Origin of the sequence: Marinovum sp. 2_MG-2023, from assembly GCF_030548265.1 — a bacterium.
Taxonomy (GTDB): Bacteria; Pseudomonadota; Alphaproteobacteria; order Rhodobacterales; family Rhodobacteraceae; genus Marinovum.
Genome location: NZ_JAUOSD010000010.1, coordinates 91,917 through 109,379 on the forward strand (window position 1 = coordinate 91,917; position 17,463 = coordinate 109,379).

The window sequence follows — 17,463 nt, forward strand, 5'->3', positions numbered from 1 at the left end:
TACCATAGTGCAGGTTTAGGGGCGCATGTCGATTTTTGGCACGGAACGCATTTCAAGACGCGGCCAGCTTTCCATTGGATTGCTGGCCGTGCTTGCATTGGCGCTGACGGTTGGGCTGTCGTTTTTTGTACGTGACTATGTGCGCGCGATTGCCGTCGCGCAGCAGGATCAGGTCTCGTGGCGGGCGGCCCAGCTTGAGATTGAATACCTCAAGCTGACGTCGGCCATAGAAAAGGAAAAACACGCAGAAACGCCGGATCTGGGAAATCTGCGCAAACGGTTCGATGTCTTTTACAGCCGTCTGCCATTGATCCGGCCAGAGACGCTGGAACCCGAGGCAAGCGAGCGGCTGGCTGAAATGCAGGCGCTGCTGGACAGGTTGATCCCGGTCATCGACGGATCAGACGCGGAATTGGCCGCGCAATTGGATTTTCTCGGCTCAGAGCTGGCGACCCAGGAAGCATCCCCCCGATTCATTGCGCTGGGAACGATTCGCGGGGTGAGTGACGCAACAACGCTGGAACGCAAAAGGATCATCTGGCTGCTAGAGGCCATGTTGGGCCTGATTGTGGTCACGACGATTGTCCTGATCATGTCCATCGTCTTTTTGATACGCCGCACCGCGTCCTTGCAGATCGCATCCATTTCGGCGGAGGAAAAGCATCAGCAGCTGACCGCTGTTCTGAACGGATCGTTTGACGCCATTGTGGTGACGGATCATCGCCAGCGGGTGATTGATTTCAACAGCTCCGCCGAAAAGATCTTTGGCTACAGCGCAGAGGACGTGCTGGGGCGCAACGGTCTGGAACTGTTGACCCCGGCCAGCAGCCATGACGCGCTGACACGGGATTTGCAGGCCTATCTCGACACCGAAAAAACCCAGTTTCTGGACCAGGGCCGCCAGGAAATGAACATGCTCCGCGCCGATGGCACAGAGTTCCCCGGTCAATTCACCTCGTCCACGGCGCAGACACGCGATGGGCCGATCTTTATCTCTTATATTCGGGACGTGACCGGCGACAAACGCCGCGAGCAAGAGATCATTCAGGCGCGCGATGCAGCCCTGCAGGCGTACAAGGAACGGTCGCGTTTCTTTGCCATGATGAGCCATGAAATGCGCACGCCGCTGAACGGGGTGTTGTCGTCGCTTTATCTTCTGGACGAAAGCCCGCTTTGCAAGGAGCAACGCGAACATCTGAAAACCGCGCTGTTTTCCGGCGATATCCTGATGTCGCATATCAATGATGTTCTGGCCATCGAACGCAGCGAGAGCGAAGAGGAATTCGCGCCCTCCGCCTGTGATATCGCGGCGCTGACCTCGAGCATGGTGGCCATGCTGAAACCCATGGCCAGAAATGGCGAAGTTGCGTTTGATCTGCAACAGAAGGGGTTGGAGAATCGGCATTTCCTGACCTCGCCGCGCGCAATTCAACAGATTTTGACCAACCTTCTGAGCAATGCGATCAAGTTTTCCTCACATGGGGCGGTGTCGCTGTTTGCCCATTACACCCCGTCAGGCGATCAACCCGGTCAGGGGATGCTGCGGTTTGAGGTCAGCGATACCGGGATCGGCATCGCACCCGGGGATCAGAAACGGATTTTCGAGGATTTTGTCTCGCTCGACAGCCGTTATGAACGCCGCACCGGCGGCACGGGGCTTGGGCTTGGCATTGTGCGCCGCTTTGTGGAGCAGCTGGGGGGCACAATTGAATGCGAATCTGAATTGGGCGCGGGCAGCACGTTCATTGTCGAACTGCCGCTGCGCGAGGTCACGGTCGACAGCCAGGTCAAAAAGGCCGATCCGCTGCAATCCGCATCCACAACGCGCCCGAAACGGATTTTGGTGGTCGATGACAACAACATCAACCGGGATCTGCTGCGCAAGATGCTTGAACTGTCCTCGCATAAGGTGACCACAGCCGATGGCGGGCAAATGGCGATCGACATGGCGGCAGAGCAGCCTTTTGATCTGATCCTGATGGATATTTCCATGCCCGACATCAGCGGCACCCAGGCCACCCGCCGGATTCGCGCCGCCGCCGGGCCGAACCAGACCACCCCGATCGTGGCGTTTACCGCCCAGGCGATGCCGCAGGAACAAGAGGGTTTTCGCAAGGCGGGCATGTCTGGTTTCCTGCTGAAACCGGTCAATCGCAAGGCTTTGCAGGAATGTGTGCAGAAGAAGTATCGCGCCGTGGATGCGGGCCAAGGTCAATCGGATGATCCCGCCGCTGAGTCGGGCACGGATTCGGGCACTGATCCGGGAACGTCGGGTCAACCATTGCTCGATCCCGAACAGGTTTCGGATTTGCTGGAGTTGTTGGGGCATGATCAGCTGCGCGAACGGTTTGATGCCTGTTGTCGCGATGCACAGGATTTGATGGCCAAGCTCGAAGTGGCCCGCGATCAGGGGGATTACGCTCAGATGCAATCGGCCAGCCATGAATTGGCGGGCATGTGCGGGATGATGGGGGCCACCGGGATGCAGATGTTGTTCAGCGACATTGAACGGGCCTGCAAGACCGGCGAGCGCGACAAGGCGGATGCCTTGACCGTCAGGATTCCGAATGAATTCGCCACCACCCGCGCCGCTTGGGAGGCTGTCCTCGCCTAGGCGATGGGTGATCCGGTCAAGCGCCGACAGAAACGGTTGCGCCCCCCACCCGGTCTGAACCCGGTGGGGGGCAGAGCTTACAGGCCGCCGATACAGACGTATTTGGTATCGAGATAATCCGCGATGCCCTGGCTGCCGCCCTCTTTGCCGATGCCACTGCTTTTCAGACCGCCAAACGGCGCTTCGACCGTGGTGATCAGCCCCTCGTTGATCCCGATCATGCCATATTGCAGCTGGGCATTCATGCGAAAGGCCCGGCCCAGATCCTGGGTATAGACATAAGCCGCAAGGCCAAAGTCGGTGTCATTGGCCGCCGCCACAAGTTCGTCTTCGGTGTCGAATTTGAACACCGCCGAGATCGGCCCGAAGATTTCTTCGTGGGCGATCTGCATGTCCGGGGTAATCCCGGTCATCACTGTCGGCTCAAACCAGTTTCCGCCCAATGGATGGCCCTTGCCGCCGACAATGACCTTGGCGCCCAGACCGGTGGCATCGTCAACCAGGCTTTTGATCTTTTTGAACGCCGCCTGATCCACCAAGGGCCCCTGTTCCACGCCATCGTCGCGACCATTGCCGACCTTCAAGGCGCTGGTGGCCTCGGCCAGCCGTGTCACGAATGCGTCGTAGATGCCGGATTGGACATAGATTCTGTTGGCGCAGACACAGGTTTGCCCGGAATTGCGGTATTTCGCGATCATTGCGCCCGCGACCGCGCGGTCCAGATCGGCATCATCAAACACCACAAACGGCGCGTTGCCGCCAAGTTCCATGGAAATCTTTTTCACGGTTTCCGCAGATTGCCGGATCAGCTCCTTGCCCACCTCGGTAGAGCCGGTGAAGGTGACTTTGCGCACCTTGGGATCGGCCATGATCGTGTTGCCGATGTCGCGCGCCGATCCGGTGACGATATTGATGACACCGGGCGCAAAACCGACGTCTTCGGCCAGTCGACCCCAGGCCAATGCGGAATAAGGCGTGAGGGATGCGGGTTTGACAACCGTCGTACATCCCGCCGCCAGCGCAGGGCCCAGCTTGCGCGCCAGCATGGAAGACGGAAAATTCCACGGGGTAATCGCGGCGACAACACCGACCGGATGATGGGTGACCAGCAATTGACGCCCATTGACGGACGAGGGGACGATTTCGCCTTTGGTGCGGCGGATTTCCTCGGCAAACCACTGGATATAGGCCGCGCCAATCGCAATTTCGCCGCGCGATTCTGCCATCGGCTTGCCCTGTTCGAGTGTCAGCAACTCTGCCAGGGCTTCTTGATGATCCATCAGAGCATCGTGCAATTTGCGCAGTAACCCGACCCGTGTGTTCAGGTCGAGGGCGGAAAACGCGGGAAAGGCGCTGGCGGCGGCATCAATGGCCTCCTTGGTTTCCGCGGCGCCGAATTTGGGCACCGTCCCGATCAATTCGCCGGTGGCCGGGTTGGTGACCTCTATCCCGTCCGATCCACTTGGGCCGCGCCACTCGCCACCGATCAGGTTGGCGTCGATTTTGAAGTACGAGTAATCTGTCATTTCAGTCTGGCCTTTTCAAAGGGGCGAAAGGGGGCATCGACCCCGTCGTCAGGATCAAACGATCCATTGACGGATTTCGCATATCGTCCGACGGCCTGCCCCGGTATCCCGAGATAGTCTTTTGTTTGTTGATCAACAGACGCAAGCGAAAAAACAAGCCGTCGGACAAGAACCGCCGTCGCCGTCATGGCGCGGGGGGGAGGCGGTTAGATAGGCCGGGTTACCGGGCCGCGTTACCGGGTCGGGTGTTCAAGCCGCGCCGCGACCCCCATCCGGTTCAGCATGTTTATGGCCCCGATGGCCACGGTCAGTTTGCCGACCTCGCTTTCGGAAAACACCGCTTTGACAGCATCAAAATCCCCATCGGGCGCACCGGTGTCTGCGATATGGGTCAGGCTTTCGGTCCATTGCAGCGCGGCGCGCTCTTGTTCCGAAAACAACGAAGATTCACGCCAGACCGCCAGAAGATGCAGCTTTTGCGGGGGAATGCCATCGGCCAGGGCCTCGGCAGAGTGCAGGTCGACACAATAGGCGCATCCATTGATCTGCGAGGCGCGCAGCTTCACCAGATGCAGCAATTGGCTGTCGAGGCCGCTTTCCCGGATCATCCGGTCCAGATCCAATATGCTGCGAAAGAGGTCCGGTGCGAGGGCGGCAATGTTCATGCGGGGGGTCATCTGGGGTCCTTTCGGGGTTGTTTGCGAATCATGGATAGTTTATATCCATGATAGGCGTAAGATGTATGCGAGGTAAGTGCAATGCGGCGGTTGAGCGATGGTGTGGAAACGGCGTTGCACTGCATGTTGCTGCTGACCGGCGTTGACAAAGACCGGGCGCTTCCGGGCAAAAGTCTGGCGGAATTTCACGGCGTGTCGGAATCCTATCTGCTCAAACACATGCGTTTGCTGGCGGCACGGGGGGTGGTTGCGGCCATTCCCGGCCCCCGCGGCGGCTATCGGTTGGCACGTCCGGCCGGGGACATCACGTTGCTTGATATTGTCGAGGCCATCGACGGGCCGGGCCCGTCCTTTGTCTGTCGCGAGATCCGCCAGCGGGGCTGTGGCAAAAGCGCGGACCCCTGTGCCTACAAGTCAGATTGCTTCATCAAATCGCGGATGTTGTCGGCAGAAGCGGTCTGGCGCGATGCCCTGCGGGCCCAGTCCTTGGCCGATCTGGTTGCGGATGGTGAAACGATGATCGACCCGGCGGGCCACGAGACGATCACCGCATTTCTGCAACGGGAACAGCGTTGATCATTGGTTAAGTCGGGGCCTTCACGATCCTGAAAAGGTATATTGATTTCAGACACCTATCAGCCCTACTGCGACGGTGAATGCACGGCCCAGTGTCCGGCCCAGTGTCCAGCCCAGTGCGCGGTCTTGCGCGCGGTCCATCTGGATCGGCGACGCGGCCCCGGACCGATGGATTCAACCCCATGACCGCCCCGCAAAACCCCGGATCACAGCGGGTCTTTGTCCCGTCATGCCGCCCCAAGGTATCACCCGAGACCCGCCGCATCATCGACACAAGCGTCTGAAAAAGCGCAATCTTGGCTGCGATAGAAACAACCAGTTGCGGTGATGAGCGTGCCCAAGATTGACGACATCGAGACAATGATCCTCGATATTCCCACCATTCGCGGCCATGTGCTGTCGATGGCCACGATGCGGGTCCAGACCGCCGTTCTGGTTCGGATCAGGTTCTCTGATGGGTCCGAAGGTCTGGGCGAGGGCACCACCATTGGCGGCCTCAGCTATGGGCCGGAAAGCCCCGAAAGCATCCGCTCGGCGATTGATACCTATCTGGCGCCGGCGCTTGTGGGATGCGACGGCGATCTGGTCAATGGCGCGATCCAACGCATGGACAAGCTGGTGCGCGGCAACCGGATTGCCAAGACGGCAATCGAAATCGCCCTGTGGGATGGATTGGGCAGGCGGCTTGGCGTGCCGGTGGCGACGTTGTTCGGCGGTGCGGTGACGACAAAATTGCCGGTGGCCTGGACCCTGGCCTCGGGCGATAGCGACACTGACATTGCCGAAGCGCAACAGATGATCGCGGCGCGGCGGCACAATATTTTCAAGCTGAAGATCGGCAAACGCCCCGTGCGCGAGGATATTGCCCATGTGGCGCGGATCAAACAGGCGCTTGGCGAAGATGCCAGCATCCGTGTCGACATCAATCAGGCCTGGTCGATGCAGGAGGCGCGCTGGGGGTTGAAGGGCCTGCAGGAGGTCGGTTGTGAGCTGGTCGAACAGCCGGTGCAGGCCCGCTATCTGAAGGCCCAGGCCGAGCTTGTGCGCAGTTACGAAATCGCCGTCATGGCGGATGAGGCGCTGAACGGGCCAGAGGATGCGCTGACCGTCGCAGGGCGGCGCGCGGCGGATGTTTTCGCGGTCAAGATTGCGCAATCCGGCGGTCTGAAACGGGCGTCGGAGGTGATTGCCATCGGTCAGGCGGCCGGGATCGCGCTTTATGCCGGGACCATGTTGGAAACCGGTCTCAGTACCGCCGCCGCATTGCAGCTGTTTTCGACGGTCACGACGCTGGAATGGGGGACAGAGCTTTTTGGGCCACTGTTGTTGACCGAGGACATTCTGGCCACGCCCATCGTCTATCGCGATTTCTGTGTCGAGCTGCCCACGGGCCACGGCATTGGCGTCACGCTGGACCCGGACAAGATCGCGCATTTTCGCCGCGACCGCAGAACACCGCTGAAAACCGCTGTTGGCGCCTGAGACGCCGCTGACACGCATTTGTCCGGTCCGATGTGACCGGCCCAAAGGAGGAGACCCGAAAATGTTCACCCAATCCAATCTTGACGCGCTTGAAGGCCGGCTTGACGGTATCGTTCAGGACGACCCCGAAAACGGCGTGTTCCGCGCCCGCCGCGACATGTTCACCGACGAAGAGCTGTTCGAGCTGGAGATGAAACACGTCTTTGAGGGCAACTGGATCTATATGGCGCATGAAAGCCAGATCCCCGAGCCGGGCGATTATTTCACCCTGCATATGGGCCGCACGCCGGTGGTGATCACCCGCGACAAGGATGGTGAATTGCACGCGCTGGTCAATGCCTGTTCGCACCGGGGCGCGATGCTGTGCCGGTTCAAGAAACGCAATCAGAAAACCTTTACCTGCCCGTTCCATGGCTGGACCTTTTCCAACACCGGCAAGCTGTTGAAGGTCAAAGACCCCAAGGGGGCCGGATACCCGGAGCAGTTCAACAAGGACGGCAGTCACGACCTGACGCGGGTGGCGAAGTTCCAGAACTATCGCGGGTTTCTGTTTGGATCGCTTAATGGCGATGTCGAACCGCTTGAGGACTACCTCGGCGAAGCCTGCAAGATGATCGACATGATTGTGGATCAGTCGGACGAGGGGATGGAGGTGCTGCGCGGAGCGTCGACCTATACCTTTGACGGCAATTGGAAATTGCAGGCCGAAAATGGTGCGGATGGCTATCACGTTTCGGCGGTGCATTGGAACTATGTCGCCACCACCGCCCACCGCACGGCGGATGGCAAGGAAGATCAGATCAAGGCTACAGATGCGTCGAAATGGGCGAAACAGAAGGGCGGATTTCATTCCTATGTGAACGGTCATCTGCTGCTCTGGACCACCTGGTCGGACCCGACGAACCGCCCGAATTACCCGCGTTTGGACGAATGGACCGAACAATACGGCCAGACCAAAGCCGAATGGATGGTTGGCGTGCTGCGCAACCTCTGCCTTTATCCCAATGTCTTTTTGATGGATCAATTTTCCAGCCAGATCAGGGTGTTCCGCCCGATCAGCGTCGACAAGACCGAGGTCACGATCTATTGCATCGCGCCCAAGGGCGAAAGTCAGGAGGCCCGGTCGTTGCGCATCCGCCAGTATGAGGATTTCTTTAACGCCTCTGGCATGGCAACCCCCGATGACACCGAGGAATTCCGCGCCACCCAACGCGGCTATGCCGGCGGCGCCCATGCCAAATGGAACGACATCTGTCGCGGGGCCACGCAGTGGATCACCGGCCCGGACGAAGACGCCAAGGCGCTGGGGATCAATCCGATCCTGTCGGGCGCACGCACCGAAGATGAAGGTCTGTTTGTGATCCAGCACAGCCAATGGTCCGAACGCATGGCCCGCGCCATCGCCAAAGAACGCGAAACCGCGCCGGACGCACAGATGGCCGCTGAGTGAGGAGGACACACAGATGACAACCCAAACACTTGAACGCCCCGCAACCACGCTGGGTTTCGACGAAATTCAGGCCTTTCTCTATGCCGAGGCCCGCGCGCTGGATGACCGCGAATGGGACCGCTGGCTGACGTTTTATCACGCCGATTGCCCGTTCTGGATGCCGGCCTGGGACGATGAGGACAAGCTGACCGAAGATCCACAGAACGAAATGTCGCTGATCTATTATCCCAACAAATCCGGGATCGAGGATCGGGTGTTTCGTATCCAGACCGACCGGTCTTCGGCCACCTCGCTGCCGGAACCGCGCACCTCGCATAATCTCGCCAATATCGAGGTGCTGAGCCAGGAAAACGGCACCGTCAAGCTGCGGTTCAACTGGCACAATCTGAACTATCGCTATGGCAAGACCGATGCCCATTGGGGGACGTCGTATTACACGCTCGACACCACCGGGCCCACGCCGCTGATCACGTCAAAGAAGGTCGTGCTGAAAAACGACCGCATCCATCATGTGATCGACGTCTACCACATCTGATCGCCGCGACATCAACCGAACACGACCACCGCGCAGCTCTGTCAGGTTGCGCGGGCAGGGGAGGAGCATGCCATGACAACCTATAACGTTGCCCTGAATTTCGAGGATGGCGTGACCCGCGTCATTCAATGTGACGATGATGAAATGGTGACCGAAGCCGCCTTTCGCCAAAAGATCAACATTCCGATGGATTGCCGGGATGGCGTCTGTGGCACCTGCAAATGTCGGGCGGAAAGGGGGGAATACGAGCTTGAATTCTATCTCGACGAAGCGATGACAGCGGATGAGGCGGCAGAAGGGTATGTTCTGACATGTCAGATGATGCCGCAAAGCGATTGCGTGGTCAGCGTGCCGGCCTCTTCTGCGGTTTGCAAGACCGCGCCAGAAGCCATCGAAGCCGAGGTCGTGGCCGTTGATCACCTGTCGGAAACGTCCTTTGGACTGCGCGTCAAACTGGCCAGGCCGATCGGGTTTTTGCCGGGGCAATACGTCAATATTTCGGTGCCGGGCACGGATGCGCAGCGGTCTTATTCCTTTTCCTCTGCGCCGGGGTCGGACGAGGGCACATTCCTGATCCGCAACCTGCCGGGCGGGGTGATGTCGACCTATCTGGGCCAACAGGCCAAACCGGGCGATGCCGTCACCCTGACCGGGCCGATGGGGGCATTTTACCTGCGCCCGATGGTGCGACCACAGGTGTGGCTGGCGGGTGGCACCGGGCTTGCGCCGTTCCTGTCGATGCTGGAACAGTTGGCTGAACACGGCAGCGATCAGCCGATCACGCTGTATTATGCGGTGACGCGTGCCGCGGATCTGGTCGCGTTGGACCGGGTTCAGGCGCTGGCGGAACAGATCGGCAGTGTTCGGGTGATCACCGTGCTGGCCGCAGACGAGGATGCGCATGACCGCAAGGGGTTCGTGACCGATCACCTGACGGCGGGTGATCTGCATGAAGGCGATGTTGATGTCTATCTCTGCGGACCGCCGCCGATGGTCGATGCGGTGCGGGGGCATATGGCGAAGCTGGGGGTCACACCGGCCAGCTTTCATTTTGAAAAGTTCAACCCCACCGAAGCGGCGGCAGAAGCGGCATGAGCGCCCGGTTCACGGACAAGGTCATGGTGGTGACCGGCGCAGCACAGGGCATTGGCCGTCAGGTGGCGGAACGCGCCGCCGCCGAAGGCGCCCGGGTGCTGATTGTCGACCGGTCCCCCGCGCGCAAGGACGTGGTCAAGGCGATCCGGGGCGCCGGTGGTGTGGCCGAGGCGATCTCGGTCAATCTGGAAACCTGGAGCGGCTGTGAAAAGGCGATGGCCAAGGCCGTCGACCTTTGGGGGCGGATCGACATTCTGGTCAATAATGTCGGCGGCACGATCTGGGCCAAGCCGTTTGCCCATTACGCGCCCAAGGAGATCGACGCCGAGGTCCGGCGCTCGCTTTTCCCGACGCTGTATTGCTGTCGTGCTGCCATCGACCACATGCTGCCGCGCGAAAGCGGCGTGATCGTCAATGTGTCGTCCATCGCGACGCGGGGTCTGAACCGGGTGCCCTATGCGGCGGCCAAGGGCGGGGTGAACGCCATCACCGCCAGCCTTGCCTGGGAAGTGGCCGAATGCGGCATTCGCGTTGTGGCCACCGCACCGGGCGGAACCGAGGCCCCGCCCCGCGTCGTGCCGCGCAATGCAAATGCGGCGGTCGAACAGCCCGCGGATTGGTATCAGACCATCGTCGACCAGACGATCCAGTCCTCTTTCATGAAACGTTATGGAACGCTCGATGAACAGGCAGGTCCGATCCTGTTTCTGGCATCGGATGATGCGTCTTACCTGACCGGCGTCACGGTGCCGGTGGGCGGGGGCGATCTTGGATAGGCCCTGAGGAGGGGTCTTTTACACCAACTGGAGGAAACAACATGAAACGCACCATTCTGGCGGCCCTTGGGCTTGCCACCGGTATTGCTATGCCTGCTGCGGCGGCCGATGACATCAAGGTCGGCCTGTTGCTGCCGTTTTCCGGCGTCTATGCGGCGCTTGGCAATGAAATCGAAGCGGGGTTCACCCTGGGGCTTGATCACTTTGGCGCCGAGACCGAGGCGGCCTTTTCCGTGGTGTCGCAGGATACCGAGGTCAAGCCGCCGGTGGCGCTTGGCAAGGCCAAGAAGCTGATCCTGCAAGACAAAGTTGATGTGATGGCGGGTATTGTCAGCTCTGGCGTGTTGGGCGCGGTGCGCGACATGGTGCATGGTGCGGGTGTGCCGCTGATCGTGGCCAATGCCGGCAATGATGCGGCCACCGGCATGGATTGTTCGCCCTTTATCACGCGGATGTCGTTTTCCAACGGTCAGGTCAATCGGCCCATGGGCACCTGGATGCAGGCGCAGGGCATCAACAAGGTCTACACGCTGGCCCCGGATTACGCCGCGGGCCGTCAGATGATCGACGGCTTTGTCGAAACCTTCACCGCTGCGGGCGGGGAAATCGTCGGGCAAGAGTTTACCCCGTTCCAGAAGACCCAGGATTTCGGCCCCTATCTGGCGCAGGCCAAGGCCAGCGGCGCGGATGCGGTTTATGTGTTTTACGCCGGGGGCGAGGCGATTTCCTTTGTCAAACAATACGACAGTTTCGGGCTGAAGGCCGATCTGCCGCTGTATGGGGCGGGTTTTCTGACCTCGCCGCTTTACGTCAATGCCGAAGGTCCGGCGGCCGAGGGTGTGATCACCGCGCTGCATTACGTGCCGACCATCGACAGCCCGGCCAATGCGGAATTCGTCGCTGCCTTTGTGGCCAAGACTGGGCGCGTCCCGTCGGAATTCGCGGTACATGGCTATGATGCGGCGCGGGCGCTGGTCGAGGCCAGCAAAACCGGCGCAAATGACCGGGCGACATTGGCGGCGGCGCTGCGCGGTGTCAGCTTTGACGGGCCGCGCGGCCAGATGTCGATTGATCCCGCGACCAACAATGTGGTCCAGCCGATCTATGTCTATGAAACCGTCGCTGGCGACACCGGCCTGACCCAACGTGTCCTGGCGCAATTGCCGGCCGAGGCCGATCCGGTCAACGGCTGTGCGATGCCCGCCATCAGCAATTAAGCCAAATCGGCCCGGCCATGTGCGGTCGGGCCCACCCACCCCTCGGGAGGAGGTTACAAATGGCAATTGATCTTGGTTTCTGGACGTTGCAGGCGTTGAATGCGCTTCAGCTGTCCATGCTGTTGTTTTTGCTGTCCATTGGTCTGACCGTGATTTTCGGGCTGATGCATTTCGTCAATCTGGCCCATGGTGCGCTTTATGCGCTTGGTGCCTATTTCGCGGCCTGGCTAGCGGCCTATGGCGGCTTTTGGTTGGCGTTCCTGCTGGCCCCTGTTGCGGTGGCCGGGGTTGGGGTGCTGCTGTATTCGGGTTTGATCAAACGCATGCGCAAATCCGGGCCGATGGCACAGGTTCTGGTGACCTTCGGGCTGATATTTGCGCTGCTCGATCTGACCCGCATTTTCTGGGGTGATCTGCCCCAGGTGCTGGACGCGCCAGCGATGCTGGATGGGCGGCTTGCCTTTCTCGGGATCGAATATCCCACCTATCGCGTCTTTATCATTGTGCTTGGTCTGGTGGTTCTCGCTGCGCTGGCCTTTGTCCTGGGCCGCACCCAGATTGGCGCGATGATCCGGGCCGGGGTCGACAATGATGCGATGGCGGCCTGTCTTGGCATCAATGTTGAAAAGCTGTTCTTTGTGGTTTTCTGTGTCGGCTGCGCCCTGGCCGGTCTGGCCGGTGCGGTGGCGGCCCCCTTGCTTAGCGTGACGCCGGAGATGGGGCTGCAAATCCTGATCCCGACGCTGATCGTGATTGTAATCGGCGGGTTGGGGTCGCTGAAAGGCGCAATTGCCGGGTCGCTGATCTATGGCGTCGTCCAGACATTTGGTGCCGTGCTGGCCCCACAGCTGGCCTCTGTTCTCATCTATGCCCTGCTGGCCGCCGTCCTGGTGATCAAGCCGACAGGCCTGTTTCCCGCGAAAGGATAAGCCATGTTTCGTCACACAGCTCTTCGATATGCGGCGCTTGGTCTCTTGGCCTCGGCCGCTGTGTTTCAGGCGTTTACCGCCGATTATTTCGGTCTTGAGATCCTGACAGAGATTTTGATCCTGGCCATGCTGGTGCTTGCGCTCGACATGGTTGCGGGGTTTGGCGGCATGGTGTCGCTGGGCCATGGTGCGTTGATGGGGGTCGGGGCCTATGGCTATGCGCTGTTGTCGACCATGGGCGGGCTTGCGCCGCCGGTTGCAATGGTTGGCGCGGTGCTTGTCAGTGGCGCGGCGGCCTGGGTGATTGGCGCGATTTGTGCCCGCAGCCATGGCATCTATTTCATCATGGCGACCCTGGCCTTTGGTCAGATGGCCTATTCCTATGTGTTCGAAGCGCCGATTTTTGGCGGTGACGACGGGTTGGGTGGGATTGTGCGGCCCGATCTGGGCGCTGTTGGGTTGGATCTGAACGACAGCCGGACCTTTGTGTTGTTCTGTCTGGCGGCGCTGGCGCTGGTTTATGCTGCGGCGGTGGTGATCCTGCAATCCGGGCTGGGCCGGTCGATGACCGGGGTGATGCACAACGAACAACGGATGCGGGCCCTGGGGCTGACGGTGTGGCGGGTCAAGGCGGATGTTTTTGGTCTGTCGGGTATGATTGCCGGTTTGTCGGGCGTTTTGGCGGCGCAGCACATCATGTATATTTCGCCGGGGCTGCTCAGCTGGACGGTCTCTGGCGAGGCGCTGGTTGTGGTGATCCTTGGGGGGTTGGGCACGCTGGTCGGGCCTTTGGTGGGCGCGGCGGCCTTTGTGGTGCTCAAACATGAAATCAGCGCGCTGACCACCTATTGGCATCTGGTTGTCGGCGTCATCCTGATTGCCGTGGTGATGAGCCGCGCCAACGGGATTTTTGGCTGGATCGAGGCGCGTTCGGCGCAATGGGGCGCGCGGCGCAGCGCCGACCCCCTGCATATTTCCCAAGCCGAGGAGGCCCGGAGCGATGCTTGAAACACGCAATCTCGACAAGAGGTTTGGCGCGGTCCATGTGACGCGCGATGTCTCGATCAAGCTGGAGCGCGGCGAGCGCCGGGTGATCCTTGGCCCCAATGGTGCGGGCAAGACCACGTTGTTCAACCAATTGGTCGGCGAGCTGACACCGGACAAGGGCAGCGTGCATCTGGCCGGTGTTGATGTCACGGATTTGCCGGTGGCGAAACGCACGCGACAGGGGCTGTCGCGCAGCTATCAGAAAAACACATTGTTCGATGGGCTGACGGTGGCGGAAAACCTGGGGCTGGCGGCGGCGATCCACACGTCAAATGCCACCCGGATCTGGTCCGACAGCCTTGCCCGGCCAGAGGTGCAAGAGATTGTGCAGGACGTGGCCAATCAGGTGCAGGTGCTGCCCTATCTTCAGGCCAGGGTGTCGGAGATCAGCTATGGCGTGCGCCGCCAGCTTGAGGTTGGCGTCGCATTGGCCACCCGGCCCAAGGTGCTGTTGATGGATGAACCCACCAGCGGCGTCGGGCCGGAAATGGCCAAGGGATTTCACCGGCTGCTGAACGATCTGCCGCGTGATCTGACGGTGTTGATCATCGAACATGACATGGATCTGGCGTTTGACGTCGCGGATACGATCACGGTGCTGAATTATGGCGAGGTGGTGTTTGACGGCCAACCCGAAGCGGCGCGGGGATCGAAACTTCTGAAGGAAATCTATCTGGGGAGCTGGGAAGATGCTTGATCTGAAATCGGTGAACTCTGGCTATGGCGAAACCCAGGTGCTGTACGGCATGAATGTCACGGCGGCACAGGGCCGGGTGCTGGCGATCCTTGGCCGCAACGGTGCCGGGAAATCCACCACGCTGAAGACAATCATGGGGCTGTTGCCGACGAAATCCGGCACCATCACATTTGATGGCCGCCCCATCGCCGGACGTCCGTTCGACATTGCCAAATCCGGCATCGCCTATGTGCCGGAAACCCGCGACATCTTTCCATCGTTGACGGTGCGCGAGAACCTTGAAATCGCGGCAAAGCGTTTTGCGGGTGCAAAAGACGGCTGGACGATGGAGCGGGCCATCGACCTGTTCCCGCGTCTGGGGGAACGGATGGACAATGGCGGCATGCAATTGTCGGGCGGGGAGCAACAGATGTTGTCCATCGCGCGGGCGTTGTTGATGAACCCACGTCTGCTTATTCTTGACGAACCGACCGAGGGGCTGGCGCCGATCATCGTCAAGCTGATCCATGACAAGCTGCAAACGCTGAAAGCCGAAGGTCTGTCGATGATCCTTGTTGAACAGAACTTTGGTTTTGCCACGTCGCTGGCCGATGATGTCGCGGTGGTCAGCAAGGGCCAGGTGGTCTGGAAGGGCAGCGCGCCCGAGATCCGGGCAGATGCCGCCGCGCAACAGAAATGGCTGGGGGTTTGAGCCCCGTGGTTTTTGCCAAGTTGTTTGCCCTGTCATTCGCCCAGTCATTCGCCATGCGATTTGCCCTGTAATTCGCCCTGCGATTTGCCATGTGAGATGCGCGCGCGGCGGGTCTCAGAATGTCTTGCGCGCCACTTTTTGCGCGATCTTTACAAAGTTCTGGACGTGCACACCCTGTTCGTCCAGACGATAGTTCAATGACAGGTTGGTGCGGGCGATTTCGGGCTCGATTGTCAGGAACTTCATCCCGGTGCGCGGCGCCGAGGACACCGATTGCGGCACGATGCACACCCCTTCGCCGACGGCAACAAGGCTGAGCGCGGTCTGCAAATCATTGCACCAGATGCGCATCGGCACCGGGAACCCCGCCTCTTCACAGGCATTCAGCACGAAATCGGCATATCCGGGGCGGGGGCGCTCTGGGTACAGGATAAGATTATGGGTCGCCAGACGTTCCAGCCTGGCCACGGTGCGGGTGCCGGTTTCGATGACATCCGGCAAGGCCAGGATCAGCTTTTCCTCGATCAATTCGCGGGTCAGAAATTCGGAATCCTTCAATGCCGGGCGGGCGAACACAACGTCAAGCTCGCGCGAGACCAAGGCCCGGTGCAGCTGGGCATTGTTCATCGGAATGAGGCTCATGTTCACCTCGGGGAAATTTTTGCGGAAGGATTTGATGATATTGGGAAAAATTCCAAACGTGGCAGAGCCGACAAAACCGATCCGCAACCGGCCCTCGGCCCCCTGGCCCAGCCTGCGCACCTCCAGCTTGGTATCCTCAAGCTGGTTCAGAATTGATTTGCTGCGTTCAAGCAGCCGCTGACCGGCCTGGGTCAGGGTGATCGCACTGCGGCCACGATTGAACAGGATTGCGCCAAGATCCTGTTCGATCTGTTTGATCTGACGGCTGAGCGGCGGTTGCGCCATATCCAGCCGTTCCGCCGCCCGGCCAAAGTTGAGCTCTTCTGCCACGGCGATGAAATAGGTCATTTGTTTCAAGTTCATGCGCGTCTTCCCCCCGCGAAAACCATAGCCGCTTGCCGGAATAAAAAAAGCCCCCGCAGCAACGGGGGCCAGGACCGGGATCAGACCCGGCCAACAGGGAGGGTGGTGGTTCTATTCCGCGGCAACCGCGCATTCACCGGCTTCGGACTTCAGCACAAAGTCGAATTCGAAATGCAGATCGGTGCCAAGCTCCTTGGGGGCGGGTTTGAAACGGCCAATCAGGCTGTCCTTGACCGCGAACACGCTGTCATTGTCCAGCCAATCGCTGTCGGCGTCATAGATCTGGCTGATCAGGGGGCGAAAGCCGGGTTTGGAAATGATGAAATGCATATGTCCGGGGCGGTAGGGATGGTGGCCCATGAACCGCAGCAATTCGCCGGCGGTCTCATTGTCGGGGATCGGATAGGGCACGGGGCGCACAGCGACAAAGGCATATTGGCCATTTTCATCGGTTTCGAACCGGCCGCGCAGGTTATATTCCGGCTGATCCGGGTCAAGGTTTTCATAGATCCCGTTTGGCGCGTCTTCCCAGACGTCGATGGTCACACCGGCAAGGCCCTTGCCCTCGGCATCGCGGATGTAACCTTCGAAAAAGGCGGTTTCCTCGTTGTCGAAATGCTTTTGGATGATGGAGGCGCCTTTGGGCAGCACCGGCGGGTTTTCGCGGTAAAACGGCCCCAGCACGGTGGATTCACTTTCCGGGCCTTCCACGCGGTTGGATTGCATATCGGCCAGAACCTCCAGGCCGAGGATGTCGCCAAGCAGGATGAATTCCTGGCGGTTTTCATCACATGTTGCCCCGGCACGGCGCAGGAATTCGCAGCCTTCGATGAACTCGTCATGCTGGAGGTTCACCTCTTTGAAAAAGCCATGCATATGTTTGATGGCCGAGGTCATGATCTCGCGCTGGCGGTCGGTCACGTCGCCGTATTTGCCAAGGCTGGCGGTCACCACATCCGTGATGTTTTCATAATTGACGATGCCCATGGTCTCTCCTCCAAAATGGTGCTGTCTGATTGTTGCGGGGGCCTCCCCGCGTTTCCCTGCGATCCATCCTCGGGGATTTGATGGCCTGCGACCATGCCGCCGCCGGTATCGCTTGATACCCCGGCGGGACAGGTGCGGGACCGGTTCGGATCTGGGCGG

16 protein-coding genes are annotated in these 17,463 nt (G+C 60.0%); 12 read left to right on the forward strand and 4 right to left on the reverse strand.

Annotated features, from left to right (window positions below; genetic code table 11):
* Positions 1–25: 25 nt before the first annotated feature.
* Positions 26–2,614 (forward strand): ATP-binding protein, encoded by a 2,589-nt coding sequence (locus Q4577_RS12980; RefSeq protein ID WP_303469643.1) that lies wholly within the window; start codon positions 26–28, stop codon positions 2,612–2,614.
* A gap of 77 nt (positions 2,615–2,691) precedes the next feature.
* On the opposite strand, the gene Q4577_RS12985 is transcribed toward Q4577_RS12980, so the two are convergent.
* Both Q4577_RS12985 and Q4577_RS12990 read right to left on the reverse strand, forming a co-directional pair.
* On the reverse strand, positions 2,692–4,140 hold the full coding sequence (locus Q4577_RS12985) for an NAD-dependent succinate-semialdehyde dehydrogenase (RefSeq protein WP_303469644.1): 1,449 nt from the start codon (positions 4,138–4,140) through the stop codon (positions 2,692–2,694).
* Between the two features lie 233 nt (positions 4,141–4,373).
* Positions 4,374–4,817 (reverse strand): carboxymuconolactone decarboxylase family protein, encoded by a 444-nt coding sequence (locus Q4577_RS12990; RefSeq protein ID WP_303469645.1) that lies wholly within the window; start codon positions 4,815–4,817, stop codon positions 4,374–4,376.
* A gap of 81 nt (positions 4,818–4,898) precedes the next feature.
* Here Q4577_RS12990 and Q4577_RS12995 point away from each other — a divergent pair, with 81 nt between their 5' ends.
* The 11 genes from Q4577_RS12995 to Q4577_RS13045 all read left to right on the forward strand — a co-directional run bounded on the left by Q4577_RS12995 (position 4,899) and on the right by Q4577_RS13045 (position 15,312).
* Positions 4,899–5,393, forward strand: a complete 495-nt coding sequence (locus Q4577_RS12995) for an Rrf2 family transcriptional regulator (RefSeq protein ID WP_303469646.1) — start codon at positions 4,899–4,901, stop codon at positions 5,391–5,393.
* 327 nt (positions 5,394–5,720) lie between these two features.
* Positions 5,721–6,875, forward strand: a complete 1,155-nt coding sequence (locus Q4577_RS13000; protein ID WP_303469647.1) for a muconate cycloisomerase family protein — start codon at positions 5,721–5,723, stop codon at positions 6,873–6,875.
* Positions 6,876–6,936: 61 nt separating this feature from the next.
* Positions 6,937–8,325: a benzoate 1,2-dioxygenase large subunit gene (gene benA, locus Q4577_RS13005; RefSeq protein WP_303469648.1), complete on the forward strand. Its 1,389-nt coding sequence runs from the start codon at positions 6,937–6,939 to the stop codon at positions 8,323–8,325.
* Positions 8,326–8,338: 13 nt separating this feature from the next.
* Positions 8,339–8,860: a benzoate 1,2-dioxygenase small subunit gene (gene benB / locus Q4577_RS13010; protein WP_303469649.1), complete on the forward strand. Its 522-nt coding sequence runs from the start codon at positions 8,339–8,341 to the stop codon at positions 8,858–8,860.
* Positions 8,861–8,932: 72 nt separating this feature from the next.
* A complete protein-coding gene (gene benC / locus Q4577_RS13015) occupies positions 8,933–9,955 on the forward strand; it encodes a benzoate 1,2-dioxygenase electron transfer component BenC (RefSeq protein ID WP_303469650.1) in 1,023 nt (340 codons plus the stop codon).
* Positions 9,952–10,731, forward strand: a complete 780-nt coding sequence (gene benD / locus Q4577_RS13020) for a benzoate diol dehydrogenase BenD (RefSeq protein ID WP_303469652.1) — start codon at positions 9,952–9,954, stop codon at positions 10,729–10,731. The genes benC and benD overlap by 4 nt, the downstream gene beginning before the upstream one ends.
* 41 nt (positions 10,732–10,772) lie before the next feature.
* A complete protein-coding gene (locus tag Q4577_RS13025) occupies positions 10,773–11,948 on the forward strand; it encodes an ABC transporter substrate-binding protein (RefSeq protein ID WP_303469654.1) in 1,176 nt (391 codons plus the stop codon).
* Between the two features lie 59 nt (positions 11,949–12,007).
* Positions 12,008–12,877, forward strand: a complete 870-nt coding sequence (locus tag Q4577_RS13030; protein WP_303469656.1) for a branched-chain amino acid ABC transporter permease — start codon at positions 12,008–12,010, stop codon at positions 12,875–12,877.
* A 3-nt stretch (positions 12,878–12,880) separates the two neighbouring features.
* On the forward strand, positions 12,881–13,885 hold the full coding sequence (locus tag Q4577_RS13035) for a branched-chain amino acid ABC transporter permease (protein ID WP_303469658.1): 1,005 nt from the start codon (positions 12,881–12,883) through the stop codon (positions 13,883–13,885).
* Entirely contained in the window at positions 13,878–14,621 is a 744-nt protein-coding gene (locus tag Q4577_RS13040) for an ABC transporter ATP-binding protein (protein WP_244690495.1), read from the forward strand. Before Q4577_RS13035 ends, Q4577_RS13040 begins: the two co-directional genes overlap by 8 nt.
* Positions 14,614–15,312 carry an ABC transporter ATP-binding protein gene (locus tag Q4577_RS13045; RefSeq protein WP_303469660.1) on the forward strand — a complete coding sequence of 233 codons (699 nt, stop codon included), beginning with the start codon at positions 14,614–14,616 and terminating at the stop codon, positions 15,310–15,312. The genes Q4577_RS13040 and Q4577_RS13045 overlap by 8 nt, the downstream gene beginning before the upstream one ends.
* A gap of 114 nt (positions 15,313–15,426) precedes the next feature.
* Here the strand turns inward: Q4577_RS13045 and Q4577_RS13050 are convergent, their stop codons facing one another.
* Together Q4577_RS13050 and Q4577_RS13055 are read right to left on the reverse strand one after the other, a co-directional pair.
* Entirely contained in the window at positions 15,427–16,317 is an 891-nt protein-coding gene (locus Q4577_RS13050; protein WP_244690500.1) for a LysR family transcriptional regulator, read from the reverse strand.
* Positions 16,318–16,428: 111 nt separating this feature from the next.
* On the reverse strand, positions 16,429–17,304 hold the full coding sequence (locus tag Q4577_RS13055) for a dioxygenase (protein WP_303469661.1): 876 nt from the start codon (positions 17,302–17,304) through the stop codon (positions 16,429–16,431).
* Positions 17,305–17,463 lie beyond the last annotated feature (159 nt).